The 16,645-nt window shown below is 69.7% G+C and carries 13 protein-coding genes and 1 tRNA gene; 9 read left to right on the forward strand and 5 right to left on the reverse strand.

The window, feature by feature from the left end:
• Positions 1 to 112: 112 nt before the first annotated feature.
• A complete protein-coding gene (locus O2L52_RS03755) occupies positions 113 to 2,431 on the reverse strand; it encodes a rhamnogalacturonan lyase (RefSeq protein ID WP_270113982.1) in 2,319 nt (772 codons plus the stop codon).
• Positions 2,432 to 2,652: 221 nt separating this feature from the next.
• On the opposite strand from O2L52_RS03755, the gene O2L52_RS03760 reads away from it, so the two are divergent.
• Positions 2,653 to 2,727 (forward strand) — tRNA-Val (locus O2L52_RS03760).
• Positions 2,728 to 2,822: 95 nt separating this feature from the next.
• On the opposite strand, the gene O2L52_RS03765 is transcribed toward O2L52_RS03760, so the two are convergent.
• Positions 2,823 to 3,878: a serine hydrolase domain-containing protein gene (locus O2L52_RS03765; protein WP_270113983.1), complete on the reverse strand. Its 1,056-nt coding sequence runs from the start codon at positions 3,876 to 3,878 to the stop codon at positions 2,823 to 2,825.
• Positions 3,875 to 4,405: a PadR family transcriptional regulator gene (locus O2L52_RS03770; RefSeq protein WP_270113984.1), complete on the reverse strand. Its 531-nt coding sequence runs from the start codon at positions 4,403 to 4,405 to the stop codon at positions 3,875 to 3,877. The genes O2L52_RS03765 and O2L52_RS03770 overlap by 4 nt, the downstream gene beginning before the upstream one ends.
• 220 nt (positions 4,406 to 4,625) lie before the next feature.
• Between O2L52_RS03770 and O2L52_RS03775 the strand changes: the two genes are divergently transcribed.
• The gene (locus O2L52_RS03775) at positions 4,626 to 5,846 is read left to right on the forward strand and encodes a beta-1,3-glucanase family protein (RefSeq protein ID WP_270113985.1); all 1,221 of its coding nucleotides are present in this window, start codon (positions 4,626 to 4,628) and stop codon (positions 5,844 to 5,846) included.
• Positions 5,847 to 5,951: 105 nt separating this feature from the next.
• Here the strand turns inward: O2L52_RS03775 and O2L52_RS03780 are convergent, their stop codons facing one another.
• Both O2L52_RS03780 and O2L52_RS03785 read right to left on the reverse strand, forming a co-directional pair.
• On the reverse strand, positions 5,952 to 7,619 hold the full coding sequence (locus O2L52_RS03780; RefSeq protein ID WP_270113986.1) for a ricin-type beta-trefoil lectin domain protein: 1,668 nt from the start codon (positions 7,617 to 7,619) through the stop codon (positions 5,952 to 5,954).
• Between the two features lie 142 nt (positions 7,620 to 7,761).
• On the reverse strand, positions 7,762 to 8,775 hold the full coding sequence (locus O2L52_RS03785) for a LacI family DNA-binding transcriptional regulator (protein ID WP_270113987.1): 1,014 nt from the start codon (positions 8,773 to 8,775) through the stop codon (positions 7,762 to 7,764).
• 82 nt (positions 8,776 to 8,857) lie between these two features.
• Here O2L52_RS03785 and O2L52_RS03790 point away from each other — a divergent pair, with 82 nt between their 5' ends.
• The 7 genes from O2L52_RS03790 (at position 8,858) to O2L52_RS03820 (ending at position 16,555) form a co-directional block, all read left to right on the forward strand.
• The gene (locus O2L52_RS03790; protein ID WP_270113989.1) at positions 8,858 to 10,213 is read left to right on the forward strand and encodes an ABC transporter substrate-binding protein; all 1,356 of its coding nucleotides are present in this window, start codon (positions 8,858 to 8,860) and stop codon (positions 10,211 to 10,213) included.
• A gap of 59 nt (positions 10,214 to 10,272) precedes the next feature.
• The gene (locus O2L52_RS03795) at positions 10,273 to 11,127 is read left to right on the forward strand and encodes a carbohydrate ABC transporter permease (RefSeq protein ID WP_270113990.1); all 855 of its coding nucleotides are present in this window, start codon (positions 10,273 to 10,275) and stop codon (positions 11,125 to 11,127) included.
• A gap of 2 nt (positions 11,128 to 11,129) precedes the next feature.
• Positions 11,130 to 11,990 (forward strand): carbohydrate ABC transporter permease, encoded by an 861-nt coding sequence (locus tag O2L52_RS03800; protein ID WP_270113991.1) that lies wholly within the window; start codon positions 11,130 to 11,132, stop codon positions 11,988 to 11,990.
• A gap of 2 nt (positions 11,991 to 11,992) precedes the next feature.
• On the forward strand, positions 11,993 to 14,059 hold the full coding sequence (locus O2L52_RS03805; protein ID WP_270113992.1) for a glycoside hydrolase family 2 protein: 2,067 nt from the start codon (positions 11,993 to 11,995) through the stop codon (positions 14,057 to 14,059).
• 382 nt (positions 14,060 to 14,441) lie between these two features.
• A complete protein-coding gene (locus O2L52_RS03810) occupies positions 14,442 to 14,822 on the forward strand; it encodes a group I truncated hemoglobin (protein ID WP_270113993.1) in 381 nt (126 codons plus the stop codon).
• A 4-nt stretch (positions 14,823 to 14,826) separates the two neighbouring features.
• The gene (locus O2L52_RS03815) at positions 14,827 to 15,933 is read left to right on the forward strand and encodes a globin domain-containing protein (RefSeq protein WP_270113994.1); all 1,107 of its coding nucleotides are present in this window, start codon (positions 14,827 to 14,829) and stop codon (positions 15,931 to 15,933) included.
• Positions 15,934 to 15,949: 16 nt separating this feature from the next.
• Entirely contained in the window at positions 15,950 to 16,555 is a 606-nt protein-coding gene (locus O2L52_RS03820) for a DivIVA domain-containing protein (RefSeq protein WP_270113995.1), read from the forward strand.
• The last annotated feature ends 90 nt before the right edge of the window (positions 16,556 to 16,645 follow it).

Raw genomic sequence — 16,645 nt, forward strand, 5'->3', positions numbered from 1 at the left:
GCGCAGTGGGTGTCGGCCCCCCCCCCCCCCCCCCCCCGGGCCCCCGCCCCCCCCCCCCCCCGGGGGGGCGCCCCCCACCCCCCCCCCCGCCCCCTGTCCCGATCCGTCCGGGTCAGCCCCGGTAGCGGGGCGTGTAGTAGTCCGGGGCCTCGACGTCGCCGAAGTCCATGTCCGAGCCCAGGTAGAAGCTCGTGTACTGCGGCTGGTTGTACGTGGTCTGCTGGTTCGCCACGCCGACCCGGTACTGCGGGTCGTGCATGAGCGTGAACAGCTTGTGGTCGGTCACCTCGGTGGAGGTGAAGACGCGGATCGCGCTGGAGTCGGCGGTGCGCACCAGCAGCTCCTCGCGCCAGTCGCCGAGCACGTCGGCCACCAGGCCCGGGTTGCCCTTCGTGTAGTTGTTCGTGAGCGTCCCGGCCGCGTCGAGAACGACGCCGTCCTGGTAGTCGCGGACGGTGGTCTCCTCGACCGTGGCCGCGTCGGCGCCGTGCACGAGCTGGGTCGTCAGGTCGGCGTCCCAGCGGATGCTCATGTTGGTGCCGGGCGTCGGCCCGACGATCGGCTCACCGGTCGCGGTGAACACGCCTTCGGAGGCCCCGCCGGGCGGGAGCGAGGCCCACGCCTCGAAGCCCGGGATCGACGGGTCGATGTCGCCGACCATGCCGCGGCCGGTGTCGCGGCCGGTGTAGCCGCCCCACAGGACCTCGCCGGTGGCGGCGTCGCGCATCGCGTACCCGTACGGCGCCCAGGCGCCGCCCTCGAAGACCGAGAAGATCTCCAGGCCTTCGCGGTCGGGGTCGAAGTCGCCGACGTGGAGCGCGTCGCCGTGGCCGAGCTTCGCGAGCGTGCCCGGGTTGTTGGCGTTCGGCGGCATCGTCGCGTACGAGGAGTACAGCAGCGAGCCGTCGTCGTCGAGCGTCGCGGCGCCGTAGACGATTTCCTGCTTCCCGTCGCCGTCCACATCGGCCACGCTCAGCGAGTGGTCGCCCTGCGTGGTCAGCGTGCCCCACTCGGGGTCGGGCCCTTCGACGCCGTGCGGGCCCGCGTTGAACGGGTTGGGCATCGGGGCGTGGCCGGAGTCGGCCTGCCAGCGCTGCTCAAGGTTCCTGCCGTCCCAGTCGATCGCGGTGATCGTCGTGCGCGTGTAGTAGCCGCGGGCGAAGATCGCCGTCGGGTGCTCGCCGTCGAGGTAGGCGACGCCCGAGAGGAACCGGTCGACCCGGTTGCCCGGCTCGATGCGGGCCATCGCGTAGTCGCCCCATTCGAGGCCGTCGTCGCCGCGCTGGACCGGGAAGTCGATGGTGTCCATCTCGAGTCCGGTGCGGCCGTTGAACACCGTCAAGTACTCCGGTCCGGTGAGGACGAAGCCGGCGAAGTTCCGCAGCTGGTTGCGGGTGGAGCGGGCGGGCGCGTAGACGTCGATGAAGTAGTCGGCGAGCGCTTCGGCGTCGGCCTGCGCGAGCGGGTAGGCGAAGTCGAACTGGGCGTCGGCGCCGAGCGCGGCCTCGATGGTCGCGGGCCAGTCGCCCTTGACGACCTCGGGGTGCTCGTGCCAGCCCATGAAGACCTGCACCAGGTGGTCGTAGTAACCGGCGGCGGAGAGCCGGTAGTCGTCCTCGTGGGTGACGCCCGCGGCCACATCGTCCTCGGGGAGGGTGATGAACCGTTCCTTGTCGCGCACATAGGACGTCGACTTGCTGCCCGGGGCGGTCTTGAGTATGACCTCGGAGATGCCGTCGCCGTCGTAGTCGTACACCTGGAACTGGGTGTAGTGGGCGCCGGCTCGGATGTTGACCCCGGGCTCGATGCGCCAGAGGAGCTCGCCCTCCTGGGTGTAGGCGTCGATCATCACGGGGCCGGTGTAGCCGACCTGCGAGACGTCCTTGGAGTTTGAGGGGTCCCACTTGACGACGTACTCGTAGTCGCCGTCGCCGTCGAGGTCGCCGGGGCTGATGTCGTTGGCGCGGTACGTGTACGCCTCACCCGCGGGGGTGACGCCGTCGGCGGGCTTCTGCAGCGGGATGTCCAGGTACCCCTCGGACCAGGGCGTGACCTCGTCGGAGATGTCGGTGGGCCAGCCGCGCTTGACGGCGACGACCCGGTACTCGGAGTCGCCGTCGCCGCCGGTGTCGAGGAAGTTGGTCGAGTCGGTGACGGTGGCGATCTTCTTGCCGTCCCGGTAGACCTTGAAGTTCGCGCCGGTCAGACCTGAATCGTTATAACCGGTCACCTCATCGGCGAGCAGGCGCCAGCTGAGGAACACGCCGTCGCCGGTCACGGCCGCGACGAGGCCGCGGTCCAGGCGTTCGAGCTGGATGTCGTCATGCCGGCCGCCGCCGTGCGACTGCGCCGAGGCGGTGACCCCGGCCCCGGCGAGCACGCCGACCAGGGAGGCGGCAAGGACTTTGCGGAACATCGTGGGAGGACTCATGAAGGGGGCTCCTCGAAAGCGCGGAGGCCTGCGAAGACGCGTCGAAGTCTTGGAGGGGACGCGCTCAGACCTCAATTGAAACGATTTAACGCATCGAAGACTATCGACCTCGCCTCCACCTGTCAAGCGCTTCCCAGACCGGACGCCCTGTGACCGCCGGTACGACCGGCCCCCCACAATGCTCCCCCGCAACAGACTCCGGTACAGTTATGCCTCGTCGCGCTCGATTAGCTCAGCGGGAGAGCACTCGCTTCACACGCGAGGGGTCACTGGTTCGATCCCAGTATCGAGCACCAGCAGCAAGCCCCGGTGGGATTCCCACCGGGGCTTTGCAGTATCCGAATCCGGGGCCAAAGCCGGTGTTGTTCGGCCTCCACGATGGCGTCGTCGCTCATCGGAGTTGTGCGACGATCCGCAGCAAGAGGGGATACGGGAGGCTGCGGGGGCGCATCTGGTTGACGGTCCCTGCAATGTAGAGGTCATGGTCGGGGATGTGGTAGAGCACGCTCCCGAAGGCGCCGGAGTGCCCGATCATCGCCGGCGCCGGCGCGAGCGGCGATTGCCAGCGGGGAAGCTTGAACCGCATGATCCCGACTCCGTAGTCGATGGGGTCGAGGCGCGAGAACACCGGATTCCAGCGGGCGGTCATCTCGGCCAGGTACCGCGCGGGGAACAGCTCGCCTCCGATGAAGGCGCGCAGGAGCCGTATCTGGTCGGTCGATGTCGACACCACCGCGCCGTCGGGAGGGAACGAGGCGATCGACTTCGGAATGCGCAGCGGCGTGCGGCCGTGCAGGATCGTCGCGACCTCGCCGTAGCGGTCCAGCGTGTCGGGGGTGAACAGCCAGGTGGCGTGCAGGCCGAGCGGTTCGATGACCCGTTTGCGGATGGCATGGTGGTAACCGCTGGAAGTGGCCACCTCGACGATGCGTCCCAGCAGCTGGAAATTGGTGTCGCAGTACTGCGTCCTGCCAGGTGCCGAGGGGGCGAACCTGCTCGGTAGGCGCCTTGCCATCTCGATGAAGTCGTCGAAGGTCCAGGAGGCGTCGGTCCGGAGCATGTCGTCCAGGAAGGTGGTGCCGTCGGCGCGCTGCTGCTCGAAATAGTCCGGTATCCCGGAGGTCTGCGTCAGCAGTTCGCGCACGGTGATGCGGGCGCTGTAATCGCGGCCGTCGTGCGTGTTCAGTCCGCGCATCGTGTCCTGGCCGAGGATCTCGGCGGCCGGCGTGTCGAGTGCCAGGGCTCCCTCGTGGCGAAGCTGCATGATCATCGCGACGGTGAACAGCTTGGTGATGCTGGCGGTGAAGTAGGACCGAGGGGTGTCCTCGTACTGCCAGGTGAATCCGGTGGACGGCTGCTCAAGGGCGAGACTCATCGCCGATACCTGGGGCTTGGCGGCGTAGTGGGCCGCGATGCGGTCGAGTTCGACCGACAGGGACGAGTTCACGGTGCGGTCCGTTCCAGTCGCCGTGCGGTGTCGTCGAGCCATTCGAGTTCGGTCTTGGCGTGGGCGATGCCGTTGGCGAGCGTGGCCAGGCGCAGCACCTGCCCGATATCGGCGTCGTCCACCGAAACGGCGATCGCCTCCAACGCCGCGAGCTGCTCGCTCACTTCCCGCCGGCGGACGTCCAGCAGTTCGCGTATCGCCTCCGGCGGCATCCTGTCCGCGAAGAACAGGCGCGCCAGGAACGGCTCGCGCATCGGTGGGGTCTGCAGCGGCGAAGCGAGCCACTCGTCCAGTGCGACAAGTCCGCGGTCGGTCACGGTATGCAGATGCAGGTTGGGGCGCTCGTCCTGCGCCACAGTGCGACGGGACGCCAGGCCGTCCTCCACGAGGGCGGCGAGCGTGCGGTACACCTGCGACTGGTCCGCCGTCCAGAAGTGCCCGACGCTTTGATCGATGGTCTTCTTCAGGTCGTAGCCGCTCATCGGCTGAATGGACAGGATGCCGAGGATGGCGTGCCGAAGTGACATGACTAAAGGATAGCACTTATATATGCGCAGTCCTATATAGGTGAAGTCCGGTAAAGAACCTGCGCACGGTCGGAGGCTGCCGATCGATACCCACTGCGGGAGCAGCCGTTGTCCGGCGCTTACGGTGACCGGTTACGTACGATATTGACCCTTTAATCTTTAAAGAAACCATGCTAATCTCAGCCGAATTCCTCAAGATCGCACCATTTGGAGGTTTTCCATGGTTTCGCGAAGAGTCATGATCGGTATGACCGCCGCTGCGGGAGCGGTGGCGGCGAGTTCGCCCTGGTGGCGCTCGTTCGGCGTCCCCGAGGCGTCCGCCGCACCGGCCACTTGCGAGCTCGCGCTCGTCAACGACACCGATACGGGTGCAGTGAACGCCTACGTCACCGGACGCGAGTTCGGGACCGACCGCATGATGCTCCTGCGGGCCGGGCAGGGCCCGTACTACCTCGAACAGCCCGCCGGTCCGAATACCCCGCTGCCGGTCGACGCCGCGATCCCGCTCGGCGCCCCCGGCGCCGCTCCGGTCGTGGTCACCCTGCCGCGCATGTACGGCGCCCGCGTCTACTTCGTCCGGGAGTCGAAGCTCGAGTTCTTCGTCAACCCCGGGCCGGCGCTGGTCGAGCCCGCGCTGCACAACCGTGCCGATGCCAACTTCGGCAAGATCGTCTCGTTCTGCGAGTTCACCTTCAACGACGTGCAGCTGTTCGCGAACGTCAGCTACGTCGACCTCGTGACCGCCCTCCCGATCGGGATGCGGCTCCAAGGGGACGGCGACCACGCGGTGGCCCCGCTGCCGCGCAGCGCGGTCGAGGCGATCGCGGCCGACCTCGAGGCCCAGCAGACCGCCGACGGGTACCCCTGGGGCGAACTGGTGATGCACGGCGACGCCGGCATCCTGCGCGTCATGTCCCCGCAGAACGTCATGGCCCCCCATGTGGGACAACCGGACATGCCGTTCGCCGACTACTGGAACGGCTACGCCGACCAGGTCTGGGAGCACTACCGCGACACCGACCTCCGCATCGACCTCCAAGGCGGGCGCGGCGTGCTCACCGGCCGCGTCAACGGGGACACCCTCGTCTTCAACGACGGGTCGACCTTCGCCAAACCCGGCTCCTGGGACGTCTTCACCTGCAACCACGGGCCCTTCGCGAACATCCCGTCCGATTCGGACGCGAAGAAGGGCGCGCTGGCGCGGCTCGCGGCGGCGTTCAACCGCAGTACGGTCCACAACCACGCCGACCAGCCGAACGGCCCCGGCGTCGACGACTTCTACGCGAACCCGGTCACGAACCACTACGCCCGCGCAGTGCACGCGCACTCGCCGATCGGGTACGCCTTCCCTTACGACGACGTGACGCCGGACGGCACGCCGGACCAGTCCGGTGTCGCCTTCGACGGCAACCCGACCCGGTGGACGCTCACGGTCACGTGAGAGAGCGCTCCCTGACACGGTTTCGGGCCGCATCCGACAGATGCGGCCCGAAACTGTGCGCCAAACCCCTTGTGCACCAGAAGTAGTGGCCTGGCTATCGCTCCATTAAGCAGGGATCGTCCACCGCTGGGTCCAGAGGCCGTTGCAGTCGTAGATCTGGAGCTTGGTCCCGTCGGCGGTGCCGCCGGCCGCGATGTCGAGGCACCGGCCCGACTGCGGGTTCAGGAGCGAGCCGTTCGCCTGGGGCGTCCACATCTGGGCTCCCGAGCCGTTGCACTCCCACAGCTGCACCTTGGTGCCGTTGGCCGTCCCCTGCGCGTCCACATCGAGGCACTTGCCGAACGCCCGGAGCGAACCGTCCGCGTACCGCGACCAGTCCTGGCCCGAGGCGGTCCCGCACGCGTAGATCTGCGCCCGGTTGCCGTTCGCGGCGGTGTTCGTGTCCACGTCGAGGCACTTGCCCGTCTGCGGGTTGACCACCGCGCCCGTCGCGCCCGGGACCGTCCCGATCCCGAACCGCACCTCGCACTGGTTGTTCTGCCCCAGCCAGGTCGCGGCCAGGTACAGGTAGCTCGTGCCGTCTTCGCGCGGGATCGCCGGCGTCGAGTAGCCCGGGCAGGAGGGCACGCCGTCGGCGTAGCCGCCGGTGGGGTTCACGGTGACGGGCGTCGTCGCCTCGAACCAGTCGCCCGCGCCGAGGTTCCGGTTCGCGAACAGCACGGTGCCGGACTCGGCCAGGACCGTCTTGTTCCCGGTCGGCCCCGCGACCACGCGCTGGCCTGAGATCAGCAGCGTCCCGTTCGGACCGCCCGCGGGCGTCCACGAGAGGTAGGGCGTGTGCAGGAGTTCGCGGTCGTCCGAGGTCTGCACGAGGGTGCCGCGGTCGCCCGCCGCGCCCCAGTTCAGGCCGTCCTGGGAGAACTTGATGTAGACCTCGCACGCGTGGTCGGCGTTCGTGGCGTCCCGGCACAGCTCGTAGCTCATGACGAAGCGCCCGTCGGGCAGCTCGGCGAAGGTCTGCATGCCCGGGCGCAGCAGGTTGTCGGCCGGGAAGACCACGTCGTCCTGGATGCCGGAGCTCCAGGTCGCGCCGCCGTCGGTGGAGGTGTAGTGCGCGATCTTCTGGTTGTTGGTGGCGCTGTTGGAAGGCCGCTCGTCGGAGATGAAGCAGGCGAGGGTCCCGTTGTCGGCCACCAGGAACGTGGGCTCCCAGATACCGTGGCCCCAGCCGTTGGGCTGGCCCGAGGTCGAGGTGCAGTTGGACAGGAACGTCCAGCTCGCGCCGCCGTTCGTGCTCTTGAAGACCTCGACCTTCTGGGACGAGTAGTCGCCGACGTCCCAGGCGGTGCCGGCGGCGAGCAGGTCACCCGCGTTCAGGCCGGTGATGTTGCGCGGCACCTCGAAGAGCGTGGGCGCCTCCAGGTCCCAGCCCGGCGTGTTCGAGGTGATGGTGCTGATCTGGCTCCAGCTCGTGCCGCCGTTGGTGCTGCGGTAGACCGGGAGGTTCGTCGGGGCGTTGTGGCCGCCCTTGGCGAACGTGGCGAGCATGGTCTCGCTGGCGGAGCCGTCGTGCTCGAGGCCGATGGCGCGCGGGTACCCGGCGGTGCCGCTCGGGTAGGCGCCGAGGTTCGGGGAGTAGAGCACCGTGCCCGGGTACGCGGCCTCGGCCGGGGCGGCGGTCAGTGCCTGCGCTCCGGCCGCGGCGAGGACCGCGGCCGCGAGCAGCGCGGCCCAGCGGCGAGCCGTGCCGGCCCGCTGTCTTGTCACCGTCATGGGGGTTGCCTCCTGTGGAGATGAGCGCCCGCATCTTTGCAGACGTTGCAAACACCATGCCAGTAATTTGCCGACGTTGCAAGAGGCTGTTTCCCTGACAAAACGCCCCCGGTCCTGGCAGCCGGGGGCGAGCTCGGATTCCTCAGACCGCGGCCGTGCTCTCGCGGACCACGAGCCGGTGCGGCGCGACGACCTCCTCGGCCGGCGTCTCCGGGTCCTCGATCCGCGCGGTGATGCGGCGGACCGCCTCGCGGGCGATGAACGGCGTGTCGAGCGAGACCGTCGACAGCGAGGGCCGCGCGAACCGGCCCTCCTCGATGTCGTCGATCCCGACCACGGCCACGTCCTCGGGAACGCTGAGGCCGGCGTCGAAGACCGCGCGCATCGCGCCCACCGCGAGCAGGTCCGAGAAGCAGAAGATCGCGTCGGGGCGCGGATCGAGCGCCATGAGCGCGGTCGCCGCCTCGTACCCGTCGGTGCGGCTGTAGTGCGGCGCCGGCGTCGCGTACGCCGCCGGGACCTCCAGCCCCGCCTCTTCAAGGGCCGCTTCGTATCCCGCGGTGCGCAGCAGCGGCGTGGAGTACTCCTCCAGCGGCTGCGCCCCGATCGCGGCGATGCGCGTCCGGCCGCTCGCGACCAGGTGCGCGACCGCGTCCCGCGCGGCCTGCACGTTGTCGATCGCCACGTGGTCGAACCGCCCGTCGAACTCGTGCTCGCCGAGCAGCACCAGCGGCATGTGCTCGGAGCGGTGCATGTCGAGCAGCTCCGACTTCGTGACGAGCGGGCTGAAGAGGATGCCGTCGAACAGCATCGTGCGGTCGTCCCCCATGAGGAGGCGCCGCTCGCGCTCGTGGTCGTGCCCGGTCTGGTCGATCATCACGCGGTAGCCGAACTCGGCGGCCGCGTCGATCACGTCCCGGGCCAGCTCGCTGAAGTACGGTACGTCGATCTCGGGCACCACGAGCGCGAGCATCCCCGTGCGGCCGGTGCGGAGGGTGCGCGCCACGGGGTTGGCGCGGTAGTCGAGCTCCTCTATCGCGGCGAGCACGCGCTGGCGCATGCGCTCGCTGACGTGGGCGTATCCGCTCACGACGTTGGACACGGTGCGGACGGAGACCTGCGCCAGATCGGCGACGTCGCGAAGTGTTGCCGGCATACGGCCCATCCTACCGTTTGCAACGTCGGCAAAGGGGTGCTAGGTTTTGCACACGTTGGAAAATCACACAAGGGAGTGTTCCATGCAACGCCATCTCCTCCGGCGACGCGCCCTGCTCGCGTCCGCCGGGCTCGCCGCCGCGGCCCCCGCCCTCGCCGCCTGCGGACCCGACATCGCCTCGGAAGAGGACGCCGGCGCCTCGAGCCTCCTCAAGGCCCCCGACCGCACCGAAGGCGAGATCACGGTCTGGGACCGGTCCGGCGACCTCTTCGAGGTCTTCGAAGGCGTCATCGCCGACTTCAACGCGAAGTACCCGGGCATCAAGGTGAACCACGTCGCGGTCGACATCGACGCGAAGCTCCAGAACACCCTGATCACCGGCGCCGACGTGCCCGACGGCGTCTTCCTCGACGACGCCAAGGTCGGCGGCTTCACCGACTACCTGTGGGACCTCAGCGACGTGCTCGCCCCTTACGCCGCGGACATCGCCCAGCAGAAGCTCGACGTCAACACCGTGGGCGGCGGCGTCTACGGCGTCCCGTTCGACCTCGACCCGGGCCTGCTGTTCTACAACGCCGCCGCGCTCGAGGCCGCCGGGATCGACGTGGCCGCCATCAGTACCTACGACGACCTGCTCCAGGCAGCCCGCGACTACAAGGCCGCCGTGCCCGGCGCCGCGCCGATCCACCTCGAGCAGTCCGCATTCCTCGGCCAGCTCCAGTTGGAGATGTACGCGAGCCAGCTCGGCACCTCCATCGCCGACGCCGACGGGAACCTCCGCCTCGACACCCCCGAGTTCGAGCGGATCCTCACCTTCCTCGACACCGTGCGCCAGGAAGGGCTCGGCACCCGCGCCGAGTACCTGACCCCGACCGACATCGCCGAGCTCGACAACGGCAACCAGGTCTTCTACCCCTGGGCCATCTGGTTCTCCTTCGCGCCCCAGCAGGTCCTCACCGAGACCTCCGGCGACTGGCGCGCCACCCAGCTCCCCGCGTGGGACGCCGGCGGCGCCCGCTCCGGCGCCATGGGCGGCTCCTCGTTCGTGCTGCCCAAGGACGGCCCGAACGCCGACCTCGCCTGGCTGTTCTACGAGTTCCTCATGTTCGACGAGGCCGGGTACGCCGCCGTGTGGGGCCCCGGCGAGGTCTACCCCGAAGGGCTCGCCACCTCGATCCCCAGCTACACGCCCGCCGCCGACCCCGCCAAGCCGCTGTACGCCGAGATCACCGCCCTCGGCGGCCAAGACCTGTGGACCGTCGCCACCGAGGCCGGCGCGCAGATCCCCGGCGGCACGCCCACCCCCGCCTGGTGGACCGGCGCCGTCGACTACCTCGGCAACAACGTCCAGCGGATGCTCGACGGCGACATGACCCCGCAAGAGGTCCTCGCCCAATCCACTGAGGACATCCAGACGAACCTGGTCGACCGCCAGTGACGGCCGTCGTCCACCCGCCCGCGGCCCGGCGCGCCCCTCGCGCCGGGCGCGCGCCCCGCATGCGCCGGCGCCTCGCCCCGTACGTGTTCGTGCTCCCGTTCGTCGCGGTCTTCGTGGCCTTCAGCGTCTACCCGCTGTTCTTCACGGCACGGCTGAGCTTCACCGACTGGCGCGGCACGGGGGCCGCGACCTGGGTCGGCTGGGACAACTACACGTACCTGCTCACCAACCCCGCCTTCTGGTCCTCCCTGGGGAACTCCGCGGTCCTGTGGCTCCTCATCGTGCCGGTCCAGATCGTCCTCGGCATCCTCGTCGCGGTCCTGCTCAACAACGCGAAGCTGCGCCTGCGGGGGCTCTACCGGGTCGCGTTCATCGTCCCGTTCGTGACCCCGCTCGTGGCCGTCGCGCAGATCTGGGTCGTCCTGTTCGACCAGCGGTACGGCGCCGTCAACGCCTTCCTCGGCCTCTTCGGACTCCCGGACACCGGCTGGCTCACCACCAGCGCCTGGGCGAAGCCGACGCTCGCGCTCCTGTTCCTGTGGAAGACCACCGGGTTCATCGTGATCATCCTGCTCTCGGGCCTGCAGTCGATCAACGGCTCGATCTACGAGGCCGCCGACCTCGACGGGGCCTCGCGCGCCCGGCAGCTGTGGAGCATCACCGTCCCGCTCCTGCGGCGCACCATCGGGTTCGCCGTCGTGCTCCAGACCCTCGCGGTGTTCCAGATGTTCGCCGAGCCGTTCGTGGTCACCCAGGGCGGGCCGTACAACTCGACCACCACCGCGGGCTACTACCTCTACAACCACATCACCCGGGCGGACCTGGGCACCGGCGCGGCCAACTCGTTCCTCCTGGTCGTCCTCGTCATGGCGCTCTCGCTCCTGTTCGTCCGCCTGCTGCGAGCGAAGGACTGACGATGGCCGCCAACGATCGACGCACCCGGCCGCGCATCGGCTCGCACGCGTTCCTGATGCTCCTGCTCGTCGCGTTCCTGTTCCCCGTCGCGTGGGCGCTGCTCTCGGCGTTCAAGCCGGCCGACGACATCGTGCGCTCGCCGCTCACGTTCGACTTCTCCGCGTTCACCCTCGACAACTACACGGCGATGTTCCAGGACGTGCCGATCGGGCAGGGGTTCGTGAACACGGCGGTCGTGCTGCTGTTCAAGGGCGCCGCCACGATGTTCCTCGCCCCGCTCGCGGCCTTCGCGTTCGCGAAGTACGAGTGGATCGGCAAGAACCTCGTCTTCGGGGCCGTGCTCATCACGCTCATGCTCCCGACGATCGTCCTCATCATCCCGCTGCTGCTGGAGATGAAGGAGCTCGGCTGGGTGAACACCTACCAGGCGCTGATCCTCCCCGGCGCGGTCGACGCGTTCGCGATCTTCTGGATGCGCCAGGTCATCAGTGCAGTGCCCGACGAGCTCATGGACGCCGCCCGGGTCGACGGCTGCGGCGAGTTCGCCATCTTCTGGCGGGTCGTCGTCCCCGTCATCCGGCCCGGTCTGGCCGGGCTCGGCGTCCTCACCGTCATGAACATCTACAACGACTTCGTCTGGCCCGTGGTGGCCGCGAGCACCGAGCGCATGGCGACCCTCCAGGTCGTGCTCTCGACCCTCGCGCAGAACATCACCGGCAACCGGATCGGCGCCGACTACGCCGCCGTCACAGGCGAACTGCTCGCGGCGAGCTCCGTCGCACTCGTCCCGCTGCTGGTGCTGTTCATCCTGCTCCAGCGGCACTTCATCAACGGCATCCTCGCCGGCAGCGTGAAAGGCTGACCATGACTTCGAACCCGCCCCCGATCCCCCGCCCGGAGTACCCGCGCCCCGACCGCGACCGGTCGGAGCGCTGGCGCAACCTCAACGGCCGCTGGGACTTCGCAGCCGAGGGGTACGCAGGGCCGATCACGGTCCCGTTCGCGTGGGAGAGCGAGGCCTCGGGCGTGCACCGGACCTGGACGGAGCGGGGCACCTACCGGCGCACGGTCACCGCGCCGTCCGATTGGGACGGTGCAAGGGTCGTGCTCTCCTTCGGGGCCGTGCACCACCACGCCGAGGTGCGGATCGACGGCGCCGTGGTCGGCGAGCACACGGGCGGGTACGAGTCCTTCGAGATCGACGTGACCGATGCACTGGCGCCCGGCACCGAAGCCGTACTGGAGGTGGTGGTGACCGCTCCGGCGGACAAGCGCGCCATCCCGCACGGCAAGCAGCGGTCGATCCCGCGCGACGACTACGACGGCGTCTCCTTCACACCCACTTCGGGGATCTGGCAGACCGTGTGGCTGGAGGCACGGGGGCGCACCTACGCGCGCTCGGTGGTGCTGCGCGGCGACAGCCTCACCGGTATCGATGTGACCGTGGAGCTCGCGGGCGACGCCCCCGCCGGGCACACCGTGACCGCTTCGGTCACAGGGGAGACCGTCACGCTCACCGCCGATGCCGACGGCATCGCCAAGGGCCGCATCGAACTCGCCGAACCGCGGCTGTGGACCCCGGCCGACCCGCACCTGTACGCGGTCGAGGTCCGCACCGGCGACGACCTCGTGACGGCCACGACCGGGCTGCGCCGCTTCGAGGCCCGCGGCGAGGAGCTGTACCTCAACGGCGAGCGGGTCTACCTGCGCGGCGTGCTCGACCAGGGCTACTGGCCCGACACGGGCCTGACCGCGCCGGACGCGGACTCGCTGCTGCGCGAGCTCGAGCTCGCGCGCGGCCTCGGCTACAACCTGGTGCGCAAGCACCTCAAGTTCGAAGAGCCGCTGTGGCTGCACGAGGCCGACCGCACCGGGATGCTCGTGTGGGCCGAGCCGGCGTGCCCGAGCCGTTTCTCCCCCGAGGCCGCGGCCGCGTTCGAGGCGCAGCTGCCGGCGATGGTCGAGCGCGACGGCAACCACCCGAGCATCGTGATCTGGGGCCTGTACAACGAGGAGTGGGGCCTGGACTGGGACATCCCCGGCAGCCCGGCCCGCGCCGAGGCCGCGGTCCGCGCGTACGAGCTGCTGCGCGGGCTGGACGCCACGCGCCCGATCGTGGAGAACTCCGGCTGGTCCCATGTGCGCACCGACCTGGTCGACTGGCACTACTACGAACCGCACCTGGGGAAGTGGAAGGACGCCGTGGCGCGCCTCGCTTCCGGAGAGCAGGACGCGTTCGCGGTGCGCCTCGGCCCGGACTTCACTGTGGACAAGTCGTTCTACGGCTCGCCCGACGTGCCGCGCCGCGGCCTGCCGATCGTCAACAGCGAGTACGGCGAAGGGTTCACGAGTCTGGAGCGCGCGTGGCATCTGCGCTGGGAGACACAGGAACTGCGCCGCCACGACCGCTTCGCCGGGTACGTCTACACCGAGTTCGCCGACGTGGAGCACGAAGCGGCGGGGCTGCTCGACATCGACCGCCGCCCCAAGGACTGGGGCGGGTGCGTGCCCGCCGATGTGAACGCGGAGACGGTGCTCGTCCTCGACATGGTCCCGGCCGCCGCGGGCGCCGACATCACGCCGCCGCAGTCGCCGCTGCGCCTCGATGTGCACGTCTCCCACCACGGCGGCACCGAGGTGTGCGGCACGGTGCACGCGGCGTGGACCGCTCCGGGCACGCCGACCGCGACGGCCGTCGCGCCCGCGGCGAGCAGCGAGCCGGTGAAGGCCGAGCCGTTCCAGCTCTCCCCCGCCGCGACCCTCGTCGTCCCGGCCCGCGAGACCCCGGGGCGGCTGCTGATCTGGCTGGCGGACGACGAGGGCCGCACGTTCGCGCGCGCGTTCCTCGACGCCGCCGAGGTCGAGCCCCCGAACCGCCGGGGCGCCCGCGCCGGCGAGTTCGAGGACGCCGCGCGGCCCGGCATCGCCTGACCTGGGCGGGTCCGGTCTGACCGACCGGGCCTTGCCCGAAATGCCCCGGCCATTGCGGCCGGGGCATTTTGTCGCCAGTCCCGGAGTAAGTGCCGAATGGCCTTCGAGTGGACACCGAGTGGTCATCGCGGCGCCTTTCATTGCACGCATGGAACTGCCGTGGACGCTGGTACGCGCGTGCCGACAGAGGTCGATGGGCTTGCTGCGCCGAGGCTTCGGGGCGCCAGTGTCGAATCGCGCACAACGCGAACGGTAACCGTCCACTTACGATTTACTATCGCAACAACGGAAGTCGTAAAACATGAGCGGCACTATGGATCTTGCGGGCGATCGTAGGTAGGCTCTGGCGCGTATCAGGTATCACGTTTAAGGATGAGTGACCATGAATGCAGCCGATGAGCAGGCCGTGTCCGCATATGACCGCATAGGCGGCGCCCCCGCCGTCACCGAGGCGGTGGAGCGCTTCTACAAGCGGCTCCTCGCCGACGAGGACCTGGCCGGGTTCTTCGCCGGCACCGACCTGGCCGTGCTCAAGCGCCACCAGGTCGCCCTGATCTCGCAGGTCCTCGACGGCCCCAAGACCTACGCCGGGCGCGAGCTCGCCGAGGCCCACCAGGGCATGGACATCTCGATCGACCAGTACCAGGCGGTCGGCGCGCACCTCACCGCGGTCCTCGAGGAGCTCGAGGTCCCCCAGGACATCATCGAGCACGTCGGCAAGGTCCTCGAATCGGTCGCCCCCGACGTCATCGGGGCCGACTAGGCGCATGATCGACGCCGACCGGTTGAAGAAGAACTGGAGCCTGGTGGCCGCCCACGGCAACCAGGTCCCGCTGTACTTCTACTCGACCCTGTTCCTCACCCACCCCGAGACGCGCGACCTGTTCCCCATGAACATGGCCGCGCAGCGCGACAAGCTCGTGACCGCGCTCGGCGCCGTGGTCAGCAATGTCGACACCATCGACGCGGTCGTGCCCACCCTCCAGGCGCTCGGCCGCGACCACCGCAAGTTCGGGGCCCTGCGCGGCCACTACCCCGCCGTAGGCGAGGCCCTGCTGGCCACGCTCGAGCACTTCAGCGGCCCGCACTGGACGCCCGCCATCGCCGCGGACTGGACGGCGGCCTACGAGCTGGTCGCCGCGACCATGGCGGACGCCGCCGACGCGGCCGCCCACTACACGCCGTCCTGGTGGGACGCCGAGGTCGTCGCCCACGACCGCCGCGACCTCGAGACCGCAGTGATCACCATCGACCCCGGCACCAGGCTCGACTACCTTGCGGGCCAATCGGTCTCGCTGTGCACGAGCCTGCGCCCCCGGGCCTGGCGGCAGTACTCGCCGGCGAACGCGCCGCGGACCGACGGCACCATCGAACTGCACGTGCGCGCCGTCGACGGCGGCGAAGTCTCGACCGCGCTCGTCTCCCTGCTCCGCCCCGGCGACACCCTCCGGGTCGGACCGGCCACCGGGACCGCGCTGACCCTGCGCCCCGGTTCGGGCCGGATCGCCATGATCGCGGGCGGCACCGGCGTCGCCCCCATGAAGGCCCTCATCGAGCAGGTTGCCGCCGCACCCCGGCCGACCAGCCTGTACTGGGGCGCCCGCAGCCCGGCGGGCCTGTACTGCCTCGACCAGATGCGGGCCCTCGCGGCCCACTGCGACTGGCTCGAGGTCGTGCCGTGCGTCGACGAGGACCTGTTCGGCGCCGGAGCCCGCGTGGGCGCGCCGGCAGACCTGGCCGTGGCGCACGGGCGCTGCTCGGGCGCCGACGTGTACCTGTGCGGTCCGGCCGGGATGGTGGAGGCGAGCAGGAAGCACCTGGCCGGCGCCGGCGTCCCGCCGGAGGCCATCCACTTCGAGCCCTCGGGCGCGTGAGAGAGGACGTTCCAGCATGTACAACTACCGTTCGCGCGATGTGAAAGTCACCGTCGGGCAGGTCAACAACGCCAGGTTCTCGATGACGAGCCTGACCCGGCGCGGCTACCAGCCCGACGAGGTCCACCGCTTCCTCGAGCTCGTGGCCGACGAGCTCGCCAGCCGGGACCAGCGCGAGGCCGCGCTGCGGATCGACGCCGAGAAGCTGAAGGAGGCGCTGCGGTCCTGGCAGTCGCAGCAGAGCTCCCTCAGGCTGCAGGCGCCGGTCCCCGCGACGCCGACCTCGACGGCCGTCAACCTCGTCTCGCAGGCGCAGCAGCAGGCCGAGAGCTACGTCAACCAGGCGCAGCACTACTCGCGGCAGATCATCGCCCAGGCGCGGTCCCAGGCCTCCGAGCTCATGCGCCAGACGCAGGCGCGCGCCAAGGAAGAGGCGGACCGGGCCGTCGCCGAGTACCGCCGGGGCAACGAGGGCCGCCGCGACGCCGAGGCGGAGGACCGCATCAGGCAGCTGGTGCGGGCCCGCAGCTTCCTCGAGGCCGTGGAGGTCGCCGAGGAGCAGCTGCGCATGACCCGCGAAGGGCTCGAGCAGGAAGTGGCGAAGCTCCAGCGGGAAGCCTGAACGCAATCCTGATCGCGGCGCCGCTCCATTGGAGCGGCGCCGCGATCGGCGTTCCGCCCCGATCGGTTAAAGGGGCCGGCGGGGGGCGGT

Source organism: Glycomyces algeriensis (assembly GCF_027622855.1).
In the GTDB taxonomy this organism is placed as follows: Bacteria; Actinomycetota; Actinomycetes; order Mycobacteriales; family Micromonosporaceae; genus Glycomyces; species Glycomyces algeriensis.

Bases quoted from the DNA above. Each gene is read 5' to 3' on its own strand.
- O2L52_RS03790 (WP_270113989.1), top strand. From the start codon at position 8,858: ATGCAACGCCATCTCCTCCGGCGACGCGCCCTGCTCGCGTCCGCCGGG.
- O2L52_RS03810 (WP_270113993.1), top strand. From the start codon at position 14,442: ATGAATGCAGCCGATGAGCAGGCCGTGTCCGCATATGACCGCATAGGC.
- O2L52_RS03800 (WP_270113991.1), top strand. From the start codon at position 11,130: ATGGCCGCCAACGATCGACGCACCCGGCCGCGCATCGGCTCGCACGCG.
- O2L52_RS03795 (WP_270113990.1), top strand. From the start codon at position 10,273: ATGCGCCGGCGCCTCGCCCCGTACGTGTTCGTGCTCCCGTTCGTCGCG.
- O2L52_RS03775 (WP_270113985.1), top strand. From the start codon at position 4,626: ATGGTTTCGCGAAGAGTCATGATCGGTATGACCGCCGCTGCGGGAGCG.
- O2L52_RS03820 (WP_270113995.1), top strand. From the start codon at position 15,950: ATGTACAACTACCGTTCGCGCGATGTGAAAGTCACCGTCGGGCAGGTC.
- O2L52_RS03805 (WP_270113992.1), top strand. From the start codon at position 11,993: ATGACTTCGAACCCGCCCCCGATCCCCCGCCCGGAGTACCCGCGCCCC.
- O2L52_RS03755 (WP_270113982.1), bottom strand. From the start codon at position 2,431: ATGAGTCCTCCCACGATGTTCCGCAAAGTCCTTGCCGCCTCCCTGGTC.
- O2L52_RS03785 (WP_270113987.1), bottom strand. From the start codon at position 8,775: ATGCCGGCAACACTTCGCGACGTCGCCGATCTGGCGCAGGTCTCCGTC.
- O2L52_RS03780 (WP_270113986.1), bottom strand. From the start codon at position 7,619: ATGACGGTGACAAGACAGCGGGCCGGCACGGCTCGCCGCTGGGCCGCG.
- O2L52_RS03815 (WP_270113994.1), top strand. From the start codon at position 14,827: ATGATCGACGCCGACCGGTTGAAGAAGAACTGGAGCCTGGTGGCCGCC.
- O2L52_RS03770 (WP_270113984.1), bottom strand. From the start codon at position 4,405: ATGTCACTTCGGCACGCCATCCTCGGCATCCTGTCCATTCAGCCGATG.